Annotated in this window: 11 protein-coding genes, 1 tRNA gene, 1 rRNA gene and 1 pseudogene; 6 read left to right on the top strand and 8 right to left on the bottom strand. The window is 61.4% G+C overall.

Annotation, left to right across the window (positions count from 1 at the left end; genetic code table 11):
* The first annotated feature begins 34 nt into the window (after positions 1-34).
* Together IB279_RS37975 and IB279_RS20875 are read left to right on the top strand one after the other, a co-directional pair.
* The gene (locus IB279_RS37975; RefSeq protein WP_110819730.1) at positions 35-1240 is read left to right on the top strand and encodes a glycosyltransferase family 4 protein; all 1206 of its coding nucleotides are present in this window, start codon (positions 35-37) and stop codon (positions 1238-1240) included.
* Between the two features lie 30 nt (positions 1241-1270).
* On the top strand, positions 1271-2116 hold the full coding sequence (locus IB279_RS20875) for a sulfotransferase (protein WP_060520981.1): 846 nt from the start codon (positions 1271-1273) through the stop codon (positions 2114-2116).
* 9 nt (positions 2117-2125) lie between these two features.
* On the opposite strand, the gene IB279_RS20880 is transcribed toward IB279_RS20875, so the two are convergent.
* The 3 genes from IB279_RS20880 to IB279_RS20890 form a co-directional block, all read right to left on the bottom strand.
* Complete coding sequence (locus tag IB279_RS20880; protein ID WP_246802075.1) at positions 2126-3310, bottom strand: TCR/Tet family MFS transporter; 1185 nt, start codon at positions 3308-3310, stop codon at positions 2126-2128.
* Positions 3311-3832: 522 nt separating this feature from the next.
* Positions 3833-5017, bottom strand: coding sequence for a GGDEF domain-containing protein (locus IB279_RS20885; protein ID WP_110819728.1), 1185 nt, complete (start codon positions 5015-5017; stop codon positions 3833-3835).
* Positions 5018-5132: 115 nt separating this feature from the next.
* Positions 5133-5582: a helix-turn-helix domain-containing protein gene (locus tag IB279_RS20890; RefSeq protein ID WP_029742867.1), complete on the bottom strand. Its 450-nt coding sequence runs from the start codon at positions 5580-5582 to the stop codon at positions 5133-5135.
* 95 nt (positions 5583-5677) lie between these two features.
* On the opposite strand from IB279_RS20890, the gene IB279_RS20895 reads away from it, so the two are divergent.
* The 3 genes from IB279_RS20895 to IB279_RS20905 all read left to right on the top strand — a co-directional run bounded on the left by IB279_RS20895 (position 5678) and on the right by IB279_RS20905 (position 13039).
* Entirely contained in the window at positions 5678-6943 is a 1266-nt protein-coding gene (locus IB279_RS20895; RefSeq protein ID WP_110819727.1) for an MFS transporter, read from the top strand.
* 178 nt (positions 6944-7121) lie between these two features.
* The gene (locus IB279_RS20900) at positions 7122-10829 is read left to right on the top strand and encodes a response regulator (RefSeq protein ID WP_192339761.1); all 3708 of its coding nucleotides are present in this window, start codon (positions 7122-7124) and stop codon (positions 10827-10829) included.
* A gap of 164 nt (positions 10830-10993) precedes the next feature.
* Positions 10994-13039: a PAS domain S-box protein gene (locus tag IB279_RS20905; protein ID WP_192339763.1), complete on the top strand. Its 2046-nt coding sequence runs from the start codon at positions 10994-10996 to the stop codon at positions 13037-13039.
* 546 nt (positions 13040-13585) lie between these two features.
* On the opposite strand, the gene IB279_RS20910 is transcribed toward IB279_RS20905, so the two are convergent.
* Complete coding sequence (locus IB279_RS20910) at positions 13586-13870, bottom strand: hypothetical protein (RefSeq protein ID WP_246802054.1); 285 nt, start codon at positions 13868-13870, stop codon at positions 13586-13588.
* Between the two features lie 210 nt (positions 13871-14080).
* On the opposite strand from IB279_RS20910, the pseudogene IB279_RS37845 reads away from it, so the two are divergent.
* Positions 14081-14206: pseudogene (locus IB279_RS37845) on the top strand (ATP-binding protein); the annotation flags it as partial.
* 228 nt (positions 14207-14434) lie between these two features.
* Here the strand turns inward: IB279_RS37845 and IB279_RS20920 are convergent.
* The 4 genes from IB279_RS20920 to rrf form a co-directional block, all read right to left on the bottom strand.
* Entirely contained in the window at positions 14435-14938 is a 504-nt protein-coding gene (locus IB279_RS20920; RefSeq protein ID WP_034798314.1) for a GNAT family N-acetyltransferase, read from the bottom strand.
* Positions 14939-14941: 3 nt separating this feature from the next.
* Positions 14942-15241 (bottom strand): DUF1778 domain-containing protein, encoded by a 300-nt coding sequence (locus tag IB279_RS20925; protein WP_060643795.1) that lies wholly within the window; start codon positions 15239-15241, stop codon positions 14942-14944.
* A gap of 382 nt (positions 15242-15623) precedes the next feature.
* Positions 15624-15700, bottom strand: a tRNA-Met gene (locus IB279_RS20930).
* 224 nt (positions 15701-15924) lie between these two features.
* Positions 15925-16036 (bottom strand): 5S ribosomal RNA (gene rrf, locus IB279_RS20935); the annotation flags it as partial.

Raw genomic sequence — 16036 nt, forward strand, 5'->3', positions numbered from 1 at the left:
GCGAATATTTAGTTTACTTTCGGGACCTCGTTTCGTGTCTCAAAAAGCAATTACCGTCGGATTTCCATTTTCGGGTGATGACATCGGGGGGAGCCATATTTCCGCGCTCAACCTCATATCGTCGTTTGACAGGGACCGGATAACCCCCATCGTCTTCGTGCATCATCCGCGCAAGGCGCTTTCCAGATATCTGGACGAAAACAAGATCGACTATGTCACGATCGAGGACATCGACATCCTCTCGCCGCAACGGGATCGTCCTTTCGCGACGCAATCCTTCTCGGCGCTGCGCTATCCGATCTCGATTATGAAGATCATCAAACTCCTGAGACGGCACAAGATCGACATCGTGCACACCAACGACGGCGCGATCCATACCACCTGGGCGCTTCCAACTTACTTGGCCGGCGCCAAACTTCTGTGGCACCACCGTGGCGACCCCCGCGCCCGGGCGGTCAACATGCTTGCGCCGCTTCTTGCCAAGCACGTGGTCACGGTTTCGCGATTTGCGCAGCCGGCAAAGCCGTTGCTCCCGCTTGAGGGGCGTATCTCGGTACTGCACAGCCCCTTCCGGCATCCGGATCAGGTCCCCGATCGGGAGGAAAGCAGGCTCGCGCTGGTGCGCGAACTCGGCCTGCCGGAGGAGACGCGGTTCGTCGGCTACTTCGGGCTTCTCAACGAGCGCAAGCGCCCTCTCCGTTTCGTCGAGGCGGTGCACGCCTTTCACCGCAGCAATCCGGATTTCCCGATAGCCGGCCTGCTTTTCGGCGCACCCGAACAATCAGGGCCGCGGCTCGACCTTGAGACAGCAGAACGCGCGCGCGCGCTCGGGATCGCCGACAAGATCCACCTCATGGGATTTCGCCATCCGGTCGCGCCCTATATGTGCGCCGTCGACATTCTCCTCGTGCCGGCCATGAGCGAGCCGTTCGGCAGAACGCTCATCGAAGCCATGATGTACGGCACCCCGGTCGTTGCCACCAATCACGGCGGAAATCCGGAGGCAATCGAGAACGACGTGACAGGTTTTCTCGTCGAGCCGGAAAACCCGGAGGCTTTCGTCGCCCCGATGGAGCGCCTGCTGAAAGACCGTAACGAGTGGCAGCGCATCAGCGAAACGGCGCGCACCTCGACGCTTGCCGCCTATGGCATCAAGCCCCATGTCGACGGCATCGTCAGCATTTATCAGCGAATTCTCGGAAGACGGCCGTCCGACATCTCGGCACACGCCGCGCACTGAACCCACCGACAGCGGAAAGAAAGAAACGACATGCAGCTCTCGGATATCGATTTCCTGATCATCGGCGCCGCCAAGAGCGCGACCACCTGGCTACAGCAGTCGCTGCAGCAGAACCCTTCCGTCTATATGCCGGATCCCGAGCTTCACTTCTTCAGCCGCAACTTCGAAAAGGGCGACGGTTGGTATCTGGGGCAATTCGAGCCCAAACCTGAACAGACCATCGTCGGCGAGAAATCCAATTCCTACCTCGACGAGCCGGAAGCAGCTGCTCGCATCAAAAAGGCGCTGCCGCGCGCACGGCTGATCGCGCAGCTGCGCAATCCCGTCGACCGCGCCTATTCCGACTACTGCATGCTTTATCGCCGCGGGGAAGTCGGCACCGACATCACCCGGTATCTCGATCCACGCCAGGCAAAGGGAGGACGTTTCCTGGTCGGTGGTCTCTATTGCCGCCAGCTCGAAGCCTATCTCGATCTGTTCCCAGCCGAAAACCTGCAGGTTCTCCTCTATGAGCATATGCGCCAGAACCCGCAGGCGCATCTCGACGCGGTCAGAGACTTTCTGCAGCTGTCGTCGCCGCTTTATCCAGTCGTCAATAAAGTCAAGGACAAGACGGTGCCTGTCGTGCCGCCGAAGCTGCGCCGACTTCTTCAGCCGCTGAAGCCGATCGCGGCACCGTTCCGCAGCAACCCCATCGTGAAGGGCCTGCGCTCGATGGTCGCCCGCGAACTCGACTATGTGCCGCTGCCGACGGATCTGCGCAACCGGCTGGTCGAATTCTACGCGCCGGAAACCGAAAGGCTCGGCGCGCTTCTGAAGCAGGACCTTTCAGGCTGGCTGCAGGCGGCCGCCGGTAGCGCGCGACCAGCGGCCTGATGCAGGCGCCTAGCCCTCGGCGCGCCGCCCAAATCGTAAGAACAGAACGAGCGGTACGGCCACCAGATAGACGGCGACGACCGACAGCCAGATGGCGCCTGGCCATTCCTGCCTGAAGACGAAATAGAAGCTCGAGAATGCGAGCGGACTGGCAATCGATGCCAGGCTTACCGCCGACGCCAGCACGCCCTGAAACTGGCCTTGCTGGGTCTCAGCGACCTGTCGGGTTGCAAGGGACTGCAAGGCCGGCGCGCCGATGCCGCCAAGAACGAATACCGGCATGATGGCGAAGATCATCCAGCCTTCCGTCGCAAATGCCATGACGACCAAGCCAACGCACGCGCCGGCAACGCCCGTCAGGATCGTCGCGCGTTCGCCGAGCCTTCTCACCGCCGGCCCCGGGAGGAAAGCCTGGGCAAGGGCCTGACAGACCCCAAAGGCACCGAGCGAAAGACCGATCCACAGCCCGTTCCAGTGAAAGGCATCGCTGCCCCACAGCGCCCAGCAGGTGCTGTAGGCCTCGCCGGTCGCACTGAAGGTGATGAACAGAACGACGATCGGCATCAAGCCCTTGGACGAGAAGGCCCAGCGGAGCGGACGGAGCGGATTGAGCGCGGCCAGGTCGATCTTCTGCCGGCCGGGAATGCGTGATTCCGGCAGGACGAAAAGCGCCAGCAGCAAATTGCAGGCGTTGAGAACGGCGGCTGCAATGAAGGGCAGCCGCAAGCCATGGTCGCCGAGGATGCCGCCAAGCACCGGGCCGACGATAAAGCCGATGCCAAACATGGCGTTGAACAGGCCGAAACGGCGGGCGCGTTTTTCCTCCGGCGATATGTCGGTGATATAGGCGGTCGCCACCGCCAGGTTGGCGCTTGTGAGGCCGGCGATCGCGCGACCTGCGAAAAGCATCCAGAGGTTGGAGGCGAAAGCCAGAAACAGGTAGTTGATGGCGGCTCCTGCGAGAGAAAGCAGCAAGACGGGCCGCCGGCCGATGCGGTCGCTGAGCGCACCGAGCACCGGTGCAAACACGAACTGCATCACTGCATAGAGGGCCGTCATTGTGCCGATGAGCGGCGCGACGTCGTCCGTCTGCGTGAGCTCCTTAAGCAGCGACGGCAGAATGGGAAAGATCAGCCCGATGCCGACGGCATCGAGGATAATGGCAGCAAAAATGACGATAAGTGGCTTCTTCATGGTGAGGGGTGTGGTCATGGCACGCTCCGGTAGACGCGAGCGTGCGGCACCGACAGGCGCCAATGGCTCGCGAGCAGGGGCTGACGAAATGTCAGATATCTGGTTTCTGGGAGACGCTGGCCGATCCGCGCCGAAATAGGCGGGGATGGCATGTACTCGACCGCCTGGACGCCAATTCGTCCACCTGTTTACTCCGCCATTGAGCGGATCAAGGGAAGCGGTCGCTTTTCGCGACGGGCAATATCTACGTCAGATTGCCGTGCGCCGCAATCCCTACCTCCGCGCACGCCTATAAGATGATATTTAAACTCCACTATTGCGCTTGGCTCTGCGGCCCGCTATCCCGGTGCCCAGCGCCGGGCGCCGGCCGGCTCATCGCCCGTGGCCCGCCGAACCAAATCATGGAGAAGTCGACGCTTGGCCGATCGCGTCATCGCCGTCCCATGTTGATGGAAGGGCACCCCCGCTCCTGTCGCTGAATTGGAGGCCGGGAGGCCGTACTTTTCCCGGCTCCGCTGCCGCTTAGGCAACCTGCGCGTCGGGCTCTGCGTCCGTGGCCAGCACGACCGTATTCCTACCCATGCGCTTGGCTTCATAAAGCGCGTCGTCTGCTTTCTGCAGCAGTCGCTCAAGCGTCGTATCCGCGGCGATCGCCGACGCTGTCCCGAGGCTCGCGGTCACGCAGCCATCGGTCAGGCCGCGATGCGGTATGCGCAGCCCTTCGATTGCAGACCTGATCCTCTCTGCCATCGCCAAAGCCTGCAGCGGCTCCCGTCCAGGCGCCAGCACCAGTATCTCCTCGCCGCCGAAACGGAAGACGAAAGCGGCCTCGTCGACGGCGGCGCGGATGCACTGCGAGACTGCGCGGATGCAGGCGTCACCTTCAATGTGGCCATGAACGTCGTTGAACCGCTTGAAGTGATCGATATCGAGCAGGATCGCCGAAACTGCGGTCTCCCCCGGCGCTTCGTTCCACAGCATGCCGCCGATCCGCACCAGCGACCGGCGGTTCAATAGCCCCGTCAGTTCATCCCGTTCCGCGTTGCGTTCGAGATGCTGGCAGAGGAGGCTGCCCCTCAACTGATTGAGAAAATTCTGCCGGTCCTTCTGTTCCAGAAAATAGGCACTCACCGCCAGGAAGATCGACAGCGTCAGATAGAAAGTAATGATGCCGGAATAAGTTACGTCGTCGAAGGCGCCGGTCATATGCGTCGTGGTGAAGTGCGACGCGCACATCAGCGCAAGCCCCGAAAGAACGGCAAAGAACCGCGGCCGGAGTGCGATGACGAAGAACAGGAAGGCAGCGGAATTGCCGTTCTGGTAGACAAAAAGGTAAGGGCTGGTGCTCTGCGTGGCCACGGCCATGGGCAGGGTCACGCCCAGCACCGCAATCGCCACCGCCAGGACATCGTAAAGACGGACATCCGGCCAGCGCCGCACCGCCAGGATGCAGGCGATAACGAAGGGCGTGAACACCAGGAAGCGAACGGTGAACAACCCGGTGAAGACATCCGGCAACATGGTGTGGTCGCCGAAATAGACGAGATCGTAGATAAAGATACCGATCACGCCCCAGATTGCGGCGAGCCGCACGCGCTCTGCCGCATAGTCCTTGCAGAAGAGTTCTTCTATTTCGGGCGAAAAATGCAGATAGCGAAAGCCCCGCGCGATCTGGCCTTCTACCTGGTCTAGCGTCACAACGCCCATCGCCTATTTCCCGAACAGCGGAAAGACTCGGCACAGACTAGCAGAGAAAGCTGAATATTCGTCTAAAGTTAGAACGGTTCACTGCCCGGGGCGCGCGGGCCGGCCTGAAGCGACGTCACGCCTCGGGAACCTTGATCAGCACCGTCCCTGCCGCATCGATCGGCCGGCCATCCTGCGTGCGGATATCGAGCTTAACCGGCAGGCCCGTTTCCTTCTCGACCAGCAAAGAATGCTCCTCGCCGGGCTGGAACAAGTGCCTTTCGCCGAACTGCCGCAAGGCGACCATGACCGGAAAGAGGTCGCGGCCCTTCGCCGTCAACTGGTACTCGACCCTCGTTTTCGCATCGCCTGCCGGAACCGTTTCGAGAATGCCGCGCTCGACAAGCGTTCTCAGGCGGTCCGTCAGGATGTTCTTGGCAATGCCAAGGCTCTTCTGAAAGTCGCTGAAGCGGCGGACGTCATCGAACGCATCGCGCACGATCAGCAGCGACCACCAGTCACCGATCGCATCCAGTGACCGCGCGCTGGGGCAATAGTCTTCCTTCAGCCGTCTGCGGGCGACCATGCATGAGCTCCTTTCGCAATTTTGGTTGCATTATGAAACCAAAATGATATCCATTCCTTGGTTTCATTATTAAACCAAAACAAGGAACACGTCCAATGGATGGTAAAATTGCTGCAGCGCCGGCCGGCGCTGCAAACGAAGTCTCGTGCCCGGTCGGCAGCGCCCGCCCGGCATCGCGGCTGACGCGTCCGATGATGACGCTCTTTGCCTTCGCCGCCGGCCTCGCGGTCGCCAACGCCTATTTCGCCCACCCCTTGCTCGACGTGATGGCCGCCGATCTCCATCTGTCGGAAACACGCGCCGGCCTGATCGTCGGGGCGACCCAGCTCGGCTACGCACTCGGCCTGATCCTGCTTGTCCCCCTCGGAGACCTTTTCGATCGCCGCAAGATCATCATCTTTCAGTCGCTGCTGTCGGTCGCAGCCCTTGGCTTCGTCGCCCTTTCAGCCACCGTCGAAATGCTCATGGTCTCCATCGCCGCAGTTGGCATGCTTGCTGTCCTCACGCAGGCGCTGGTGGCCTATGCGGCCAGCCTCTCTCATCAGGCGGAACGGGGTCGGGTGGTCGGATTTGTCACCAGCGGCATCGTCATCGGCATTCTTTCGGCTCGCGCCGTCGCCGGATTTCTGACCGATCTGGCCGGCTGGCGGGCGGTCTATATTGTATCCTCTGCGCTCACCTTTTTGATCGCTCTGTTGCTTTACAAGCTGCTGCCGGATCAGCAGCGGGAAACGAGCAAGCTCCGCTATCTCCGCCTCGTCGCCTCCACCTTCACGCTAATCGCCCAGGAGCCGGTTCTGCGCGTCCGTGGCATCATCGCAATGCTGATCTTCGCCAATGTGACGACGCTGCTCACCCCGCTTGTCCTGCCGCTGAGCGTGCCGCCCTTTTCACTGTCGCATACCCAGGTCGGCCTCTTTGGCCTGGCAGGGATTGCCGGAGCACTTGCTGCCTCTCGCGCCGGACACTGGGCCGATCTCGGATTCGGTCAGCGCACGACCGGTATCTCGCTGGCGTTGATGCTCGCCGCGTGGTTGCCGATTGCGCTGCTGGACCAATCGCTCCTGTGGCTCGTTGCCGGCGTCCTCGTCCTCGACTTCGGCCTTCAGGCCGTGCACGTGACGAACCAGGCACTGATCTATCGCGTCCGTCCGGAAGCCCAGAACCGGCTCACCGCCGCCTACATGCTCTTTTATTCGCTCGGCAGTGGGCTCGGATCTTCCTTTTCTACCATCGCCTATGCCTATGGGGGATGGCATGGCGTCTGCCTGATGGGAGCGGCACTCAGCCTCATAACCCTGCTGTTCTGGTTGATAACGAAACCCGCAGGTCCGCGAGGCGGCGCGATGCTGAACGGCTAGTTTCGCCACCACGCGCATTGCGCATGGCCGCCCTCGGAGGGAGGCGGTCATGCTTTTGGCCCGCCAGCCCTCCTCCGCTTCGTCAGACGTCTCGACATCATACGCGCCGACCGCACGGAACCCTTCCCCAAACCGGGCGTTTAGGTTGCTTGAGCGTCATCTATCGGGGATCAACGCAATGTCAGACGCCGAAAACACGTCCGACAGCGATGCAGTAGCCAAGGGAAATGTGTGGCCGGCATCTCACGACGAGATGCGGTCGCTGATCGACAACTTTGACTGGTCGCCGACCCCTCTCGGACCGATGGAGAATTGGTCGCCGACGCTGAAGATTATGATCCCCTTCCTCCTGCGCAACCGGTTTCCGCTCCTGCTGTGGTGGGGGCCGCAGTATGTCTCGATCTACAACGCGGCCTATCGCCCTGTGCTCGGCGCCAAACACCCCTGGGCACTCGGCAAACCGGTCAGCGAATGTTGGAGCGAGATCTGGCATGTCCTGAAGCCGCTGATCGACACGCCCTTCAATGGCGGTCCCGCCACCTGGAACGATGACATCGAGCTCGAAATCAATAGACACGGTTTCCTGGAAGAAACCCATTTCACCATCGCCTACAGCCCCGTGCCGGACGAAACCGCAGAAAACGGGATCGGCGGCGTGCTCGCCACTGTGACCGAAATTACCGAGAAGGTGATCGGCGAGCGCCGTATCGTCGTCCTTCGGGATCTTGCGTCTCGCTCGGGCGATGCACGATCGCCCGACGAGGCCTGCGCGATCGCAACGGAAACATTCAGGAAGCACGAACGAGACGTGCCCTTCGCCCTTCTCTACCTCGTGGAGCCCGGCCACACACGGGCCCGGCTTTCCGGAGTGGCAGGCCTTGAACCGAATCACGCGCTGTGCCTGGCAAAGGTAGAGTTGGCGCGAAAGGACAGTTCCGCAGGCTGGCATTTCGGTGCCGACCTGAACCCCATCCTTGTCGATGATCTCGGACGCCGTTTCCCGACCTCCGCGAGCAAAAACCATCCGAACCTGCCGCATAAGGCAGCCGTGCTTCCGTTGCCCGCGGCCAATGCCCGCGATGCCGCCGGTTTTCTCGTGGTCGGCATTAATCCGCGCCTGAAACTCGACGAGCACTACCACGACTTCTTGCATCTCATGCGAGCGCAGATCGCCAGCGCCATCGCCAATGCCCAGTCCTATGAGGACGAGCGCAAACGTTCCGAGGCGCTCGCAGAGATAGACCGGGCGAAAACCGTCTTCTTTTCCAATGTCAGCCATGAGTTCCGTACGCCGATCACGCTGATGCTCGGTCACATCGAGGACCTGCTGGCCCGTAGCGGAGAGCGTCCGGACGACCACGACCGTCTGCTCATTGCCCATCGCAACTCGCTGCGCCTGCTCAAGCTGGTCAACATGTTGCTTGAATTCTCGCGCATCGAAGCCGGGCGCCTCCAAGCACGCTTCGAGCCGACGAACCTTGCGACGACGACGGCAGAGCTTGCCAGCGCCTTTCGATCGGCGATGGAAATGGCCGGGCTGAACCTGACCGTCGATACGCCGCCGCTGCCAGAACCGGCCTATGTCGATCGCGAGATGTGGGAGAAAATCGTCCTCAACCTCCTCTCCAATGCCCTCAAATTCACGCTTGAGGGCGATGTCGCCGTCAAACTCGCGGACGATGGCGACAATTTCGTCCTGACCGTCCGCGATACCGGCATCGGCATTCCTGCCAACGAGATGCCCCGCCTTTTCGAGCGCTTCCATCGCGTCGAAGGCGCAAGGGGTCGCAGCCAGGAGGGCTCAGGCATCGGGCTCGCCTTCGTCCAGGAATTGGTGAAACTTCATGATGGAACGGTCTCGGCCGAAAGTCGCCTCGACGAAGGCACGACCATTAGCGTGACAATCCCCAAAGGCAGTCGCGCTCCTGCGCAGCACCGCAACGGCAATGGCGAGGATCGCTCGTCGACGACCGTCGGCGCCGCGCCGTTCGTGGAGGAGGCGCTGCGATGGCTGCCAGATCATCCGTCCTCGGATGCGGGTCTGCCTGAGGTCGACCCGGCGCCGCATCCGCCGGAAAAACGAAACGGCGGCCGCCGAACCCTGTTGGTCGTCGATGACAACGCCGACATGCGCGACTACCTACGCCGTCTTCTCGGCGCGCAGTACGATCTCAAGATCGTCGGCAACGGCGAAGACGCGCTCGCCGCCGTCGCGTCGAAAAAGCCGGACCTGATCCTCACCGACATCATGATGCCAGGCTTCGATGGGATCGAGCTGCTCAGTCGCCTGCGCACCGACGCGCGTACCAACACCGTGCCGGTCATCGTTCTGTCGGCGCGCGCCGGTGAGGAGTGCCGTATCGAGGGCATGCAGGCGGGCGCCGACGACTACTTGATCAAGCCGTTCAGCGCACGCGAGCTTTTGGCCCGGATCGAGGCGCACCTGAAGATGTCGCAGTATCGCATGGAAGCCGCGGAGACCCTGCGCGCGAGCGAAGAGCGTTTCCGTGCTCTGGTCACCGCGAGTTCGGATATCGTCTACCGCATGGGTCCCGACTGGCACGAGATGCGGTTTCTGCAAGGCAAGGACTTCGTTGCCGACACGGACGAGCCAAGCGACAGTTGGCTCGAAACTTACATTCCGCCTGAAGACCAGACGCTGATGCTGGCGCGCATCGGCGATGCCATCGACAACAAGGCCGCTTTTGAAATGGAGCACCGGGTCATTCGCCGCGACGGCAGCCTTGGATGGACCCATTCGCGCGCCATACCGATGCTAGACAGCAACGGGGACATCGCCGAGTGGTTCGGTGCGGCGGGTGACATCACCGACCGCAAGCGGGCTGAAGAAACCCGGCAACGCCTGCTCAGCGAGCTCAGCCATCGAGTCAAGAACATGCTCGCGTCGGTCCAGGCGCTCGCCCAGCATACGTTGCGCTCGGCCAAGAACCCCGCCGACTTTGCCGCCAGCTTCAGCGGACGCCTGCAGTCAATGTCGCGCATGCACTCGCTTCTGACCCGAACGGCTTGGGAAGGGGCTGACCTCGGCGACATCATTCGCGATCAGCTCTTGTGGGGAACTGCCGACGAGCGCCGCGTCACGACCTCCGGACCGCCCGTGCGATTCGATGCGCAGACGGCAACGCATATGGCGATGGTCCTACACGAACTCGGGACCAACGCAGCAAAACACGGTGCGCTTTCCTTAAGCAATGGGACGGTGTCGATTGATTGGTCCGTGAGCGGCAATGCACTTTGTCTCAACTGGACAGAACAGGGCGGACCACCAATGAAGACGCCGCTCGGTCCAGGCTTCGGCACCAGCCTGATCGAGAAGGTCGCGGCGGGAGGCGGCGGAAGCGCCCACCTGACGACCGACACCGACGGTATGCGCTGGGAAGTGCGGCTTCCGCTCGAAGCCGATGTTCCGCCGATCACCGAGCCCGACGTGGAGGAGCCTGTGTCGGGAGGACCGGCGCCCGATGCCCCGGCCGCGTCGACGAGGCTCAAGGGAAAGCGCATATTGGTGGTGGAGGATGAAGCGCTGATCGCCTTCGAAATTGCCGCGATTCTCGAGGAAGAGGATGCTGAGGTCGCCGGACCGGCGGCGACACCCGGCGATGCGCTACGCCTAATCAACGAGATGGCGCTAGATGCCGCGCTGCTCGACGCCAATTTGCGCGGCCAGCCGGTTGACGCGATCGCCGCTGCATTGGCCGACAAGAAGGTCCCCTTCGTCTTCGTATCAGGCTACGGTCGCGAGGCTCTGCCCCTGGGATTTGCCGACACCGCTCTGCTGGCAAAGCCGTTCAACCCTCGACAATTGCTCGAGGCCGCGGCGCTGCTCGTGGCTGAGCCCAAGTCCATCCTTCGTTTCCGGCAATGAGGGAGCGCGCTTGATCAAGCCTTATTTCCAGCAGACACCGTTGCGCATTGCATTTCGGTTCGCTTGCGGTAGTTTTTCAGAAGGCACGCTAGTCAGCGGCGGCCTTTCGCAACGTGTATCCATCAACGATGCGGTTCCACCTGAGGTTCGTGGGAGCGGTCCAAATGCTGGTCAACAATAGTGGGGCGAACGCTTCCGAGCCGCCCTATCGCGAGAGCGAGGCGAGGTTTCGCGAGATATTCGAGAATGCCGGCGTGGCGGTGTGGGAGCAGGACTTTTCCGCGGTCTGCGATCTTCTGGATCGGTTTCGCGCCGAAGGTGTGGAGGATCTGCGCGCCTATCTAGAGTCTCACCCCGACAGCTTAAACGAAGCGATCGCGCAGGTGCGCATCGTCGACGTCAATCCTTTTACCGTGGAGTTGTTCGAGGCCGCCGAGAAGGACGAGCTGCTACGCTCGCTCTCAACTGTCTTTCTGCCGGAAACAGCGCCGATCTTCCTCGAAGAACTGATGACGCTCTGGCAGGGCCAGAGGCGCTTCGGCAGCGAAGCCGTCGTGCAGACGCTGCGCGGACGGCGCCTGGATGTAGTCTTCACGGTCACGTTCGAAGGCGCCCGCTGTGAACGCACCTATGTCAGCATCCTTGACATTTCCCAGCGCAAGGCCGCCGAGCGCCGGCTGCAGGCGGTCGACCGGATAGCTAAGGCAATCGCCAGCAGCCTCGATCTCGACCACATCGTTCAGACAGTGACCGATGCCGCCACGGAGCTGACAGGCGCAAAGTTCGGTGCCTTCTTCTACAATCTCGCCGACCCGGACGGCGAGCGCTACACGCTTTACACCCTCTCGGGCGCGCCACGCGCGGCGTTCGAGAATTTCCAGTTGCCCCGCAACACAGCCGTGTTCGAGCCTACCTTTCACGGTCTCGGCCTCGTACGCTCCGACGACATCCGAACCGACCCGCACTACGGAAAGTCCGCACCGCATTACGGAATGCCGAAGGGGCACCTGCCGGTGGTAAGCTACCTCGCGGTTCCCGTGGTCTCACGGTCAGGTGATGTTCACGGCGGGCTCTTCTTTGGCCATGACCTGCCGGGCGTCTTTACCGCCGAGACCGAGGCGACGGTTACCTCGATCGCGGCGCATGCGGCGATCGCCATCGACAACGCCCATCTGCTCAAGGCAGCCGAAAATGAGCTGGCGATCCGCCGCAAGGCGGAACGCGCGGCCCAGCAACTGGCGGCGATCGTCGAATCCTCGGAAGATGCGATCCTGTCGATGGATCTGGACGGCAATATCACCAGTTGGAACGCCGGCGCCGAGCGCCTCTACGGCTATACGGTCGAGGAAGCCGTCGGCAACCCGGTCACGCTGCTGATCCCGGAGGAACGCCTCGGCGAAGAATTGGAGATCCTGGCAAAGGTTCGTGCCGGGCAGCACGTCGATCACTTCGAAACCTTCAGACAGCGCAAGGATGGCGGGCTCATCCCGATCTCGCTGCGGATCTCGCCAATCCGCGACAATGCCGGCGTGGTCATCGGCGCCTCTAAGATCGCCCGTGACATCAGCGAGCGCCGGCAGGCCGAACAGCAGAAGGATCTGCTGATCCAGGAGATGGCGCACCGGGTGAAGAACCTGTTCATGGTCTCGAGCAGCGTCGTGTCGCTGAGCGCCAAGGCCGCCGCATCCGCCGAAGAGCTGGCGTCTGCTGTCGTCGCGCGGTTGGGGTCGCTGGCGCGCGCACACGTGCTCACCTTGCCGACGCCGGATCGTGACGGCGCAGGCGAAGGCCGAGCGAACCTACAGGCGCTGCTTTCGACATTGCTCTCGCCCTATGACGGCGAAACGTCACAGGGTCTTCGCCGGGTAACGACGCGAGGCTGCGATCTTGGCATCTCGCGCGCCGCGATTACCGGTTTTTCGCTGGTCGTACACGAGTTCGCCACCAACGCCGCCAAGTACGGCGCCCTCTCGACCGCCACCGGTTCCCTCGACATCGAATGCATCGATCGCGGGGAAACCCTGGAACTCAAATGGACCGAACAGGGCGGGCCTCAGGTAACCCAGACCGAGACCGAGGGCTTCGGCACCAAGCTCGCCAAGCTGACAATCGAAAGGCAGTTCGGCGGCGAAATTCTCCGCCAGTGGCACTCGGAAGGCCTGATCATACGACTGATCGTCCCCAAGGATCGCCTGCAGCCGCCGGAGTGAGGCGCCCGCCACCTGCCTTGCCAATTGCCACCGCAGGCCGACTACACATCCTCCCGGCTTGCGGCCATTATGTCCCACTGGAACGTCCGTTCGTGCTGAATGCGATCTTGTCGGGCGTGCTCGGTTCTCTGGACGTCACTTGATCTCGGCGCCTTCGAGTCGCGTGCCGTTTAAACGTCAAAAGCCCGCCGGATTTCTCCACGTGGGCTTTTGGCTATGTGATTTGGTTGCGGGGTCAGGATCTAATCTTCACTTGCTCCCGAGCAAGCAAAGCCGACGTCGATCATAACTTGCAATCGACGCCAGCGAAGATGGTGGCGGGAGGGCACAACCATCGTTACTGGCGATCGAGTGGTGGCGGACATTTGCGTGTCGACGTGGCACCACATGCGCAGGAAGCGGCTCCCGAAGGACGCAGTTTTCTTTCAGGCTTATTCCGAGCAACTGTGTAGACATTTATGATGAGCCTGATCGTCAAATCCAATCACGCATGGCCATGAACTGATTCACGCATGGCCATGAACTGATTATCGGGTCCCTCACTTCTCACAGCCAAGTGGTCGTTGTTCGACCCAAGGTAGGCCAACACCGCATCAGCTTGAACGGGAAATGCACGGGTGGCGATTGCAGACTGGCAATTGTCAACGGCCGGCCTGCGTTCCGCGTGGCTGCCTCGATTAGCCACACCGTAAGTTTGTCGTTGTCCACACTGTCGGGAGCCAGACGGAGGATACGTTTGCCCTTTTCAACCCGCTCCACGGCACCCCCCGCTTGGATGACTAAATTGGTCATTCGACAGGTGCCTTCGCGCTCGCCGTAGATTTCGCTCATGCGCCGGTGGACTTCTGCTGACGTACAATCGCTTTGAAGGGCAGATAAGCGCCCGTTCAATTCGGCAACCTTGCCCAAGAAGGGAATAGGTGGCAACGGCCATACTTGTTGGTTTTCACGCGGAACTGAGCCGGTTAGGCGCCTAATTTCCATTGAGGATTGAGCCATGTGAACCTTCCCTCAACGCGGAGAGCGACGAGGGCAACGGAGTCCACCAACCTCAGCTTCAGCGAATGGGCCACGGTCTTCGGTGACGCCAAGATAACCGCTTTGCTCGACCGCCTGACCACCGTCGCCATATCATGGAAGCCGCAAAACGACAGCTTCCGCTTCAAGGCTAGGTCGGCCGCCGCCGCACAGAAAAGAGGAGAAAAGCTCAGTTCCGCGTGGAAACCAACCGGCTTTTCCTTACCTTTCATAAGAAGACGTTTTCACCGGCTGGGTGATCCCAAGCTCGACCCGCGGTATGAAGCGGTGCGTATGTTTGCTGCGGAAGTCATCTGATTGATCCTTCGCGGTGAGATATTCCTCTTCTCGATTCATCGATATTCTATTCTGCTTGGCTCACGCCTCGGCCAGCGACGCCGCGACATCGGCAATCGAGCGGAAGAGGACAAGTGGATCGTCCTTCGACGGCAAGAAGCCACGCCGTTGCCAGAAACCGGCAGCTTCATCATCCACGGCATTGACCATCAGCGCTCGCCCGCCCACCAGACCGGCCGCCTGGACGCAACGCTGCAGCGCGTGTTTGACGAGACCCGTCCCAATCCCCTGCCCCGCCCATCCGGTATCGGTGGCAAGCTGGCCAAGAAGAAGGCACGGAACCGGATTGGGTGGCTGGCCTGTGCGAATCGAGCGCGGCATGACCGACGGCACCACGGCCGTCGGCGCCAGACCATAATAGCCGACGACGCGCCCCGCCTCATGGACGACCAAAATGGCGGTGAAGCCCTTCTGCTGATTGGAAAGCGCGCGCGTCTTCAGCCAGTGATCGAGCGTCGGCTTGCCGCAAGAGAATTCAGACACATCATGCGCGGCGGTAAGCGGTTCGGGAGTGGATAACGCCACGACTTACCGCTTCGGCTCATAGCCGGCTTCCCATGGTGCCGGCCGTTTCGCCAACTCGACCATTTCGGGAGCAGGCGCTGCCGGGGCGGCGAGAACCTCCATGAACGCATCGAAGCCTTCCGGGCTCATACGGATCAGGCTTTGCTCCATCACCACCTCCTCGGCCGCGCGCACGGCGGCATCGCGCACGAAGTCGGTGCGCGAGCGGCCGCGCAGCGTCGCCGCACGATCGATCATCGCGACATCCGCTTCCGGCAGTCGCATCGAGATGGGGTGTTCCTTGCGTTCCGCTGTGGTGGCCATGAGTCGTCTCCTTTGAAGGGAAGATAGGGGATTGTATTGCAATTAGCAATACAATAGTGTCATCCCCATGTTGAGCGATCACGAAACAACGGCGTCGACACGACCGACCATCGGTTAGGGCGCGCGTAGGATATTTCGCTATGCCCTCGCGCGCGGCTGTGATCAGTGATCATGGCACGGAGTTCACCTCGAACGCCATGCTGGCCTGGAGCGAAGAGAAAGGCGGGCAAGCCCATGCAAAACGATACGCTGCCCGTCCCGCCCATTGCAGCCGCAAACGGATGAGTGGCTGGGGTCACAGCAGGACAGCAGGTCGCCCCTGTGCGCGCCGTTTAAACGCCAAAAAGCCCGCTGGATTTCTCCATGCGGGCTTTTTTTGATTTGGTTGCGGGGGCAGGATTTGAACCTGCGGCCTTCAGGTTATGAGCCTGACGAGCTACCGGGCTGCTCCACCCCGCGCCAAGCGTAAATCCCGATGGGATTTATCGCGGTAACGTAAATCCCGAAGGGATTTATGGTCTGTGCCGAGCAAATTGCGAAGCGATTTGTCTCGTGTAAGGGACGCACTGATGACTTCGGTCTAGCAAAACAAAAGGGCCGCTTGAGGGCGGCCCGTGTTTCGGCTGGGCCGAGGCATGAAGAGAAGGTGATCTTTGTTTTCCGGATTTTCTTGCGCTTTGCAGACCTGGCAGCGACCTACTCTCCCGCGTCTTAAGACGAAGTACCATCGGCGCTGGGGCGTTTCACGGCCGTGTTCGGAATGGGAACGGGTGCAGCCACCCCGCCAGAACCACC

Source organism: Ensifer sp. ENS06, from assembly GCF_014852205.1.
Classification (GTDB): Bacteria; Pseudomonadota; Alphaproteobacteria; order Rhizobiales; family Rhizobiaceae; genus Ensifer; species Ensifer adhaerens.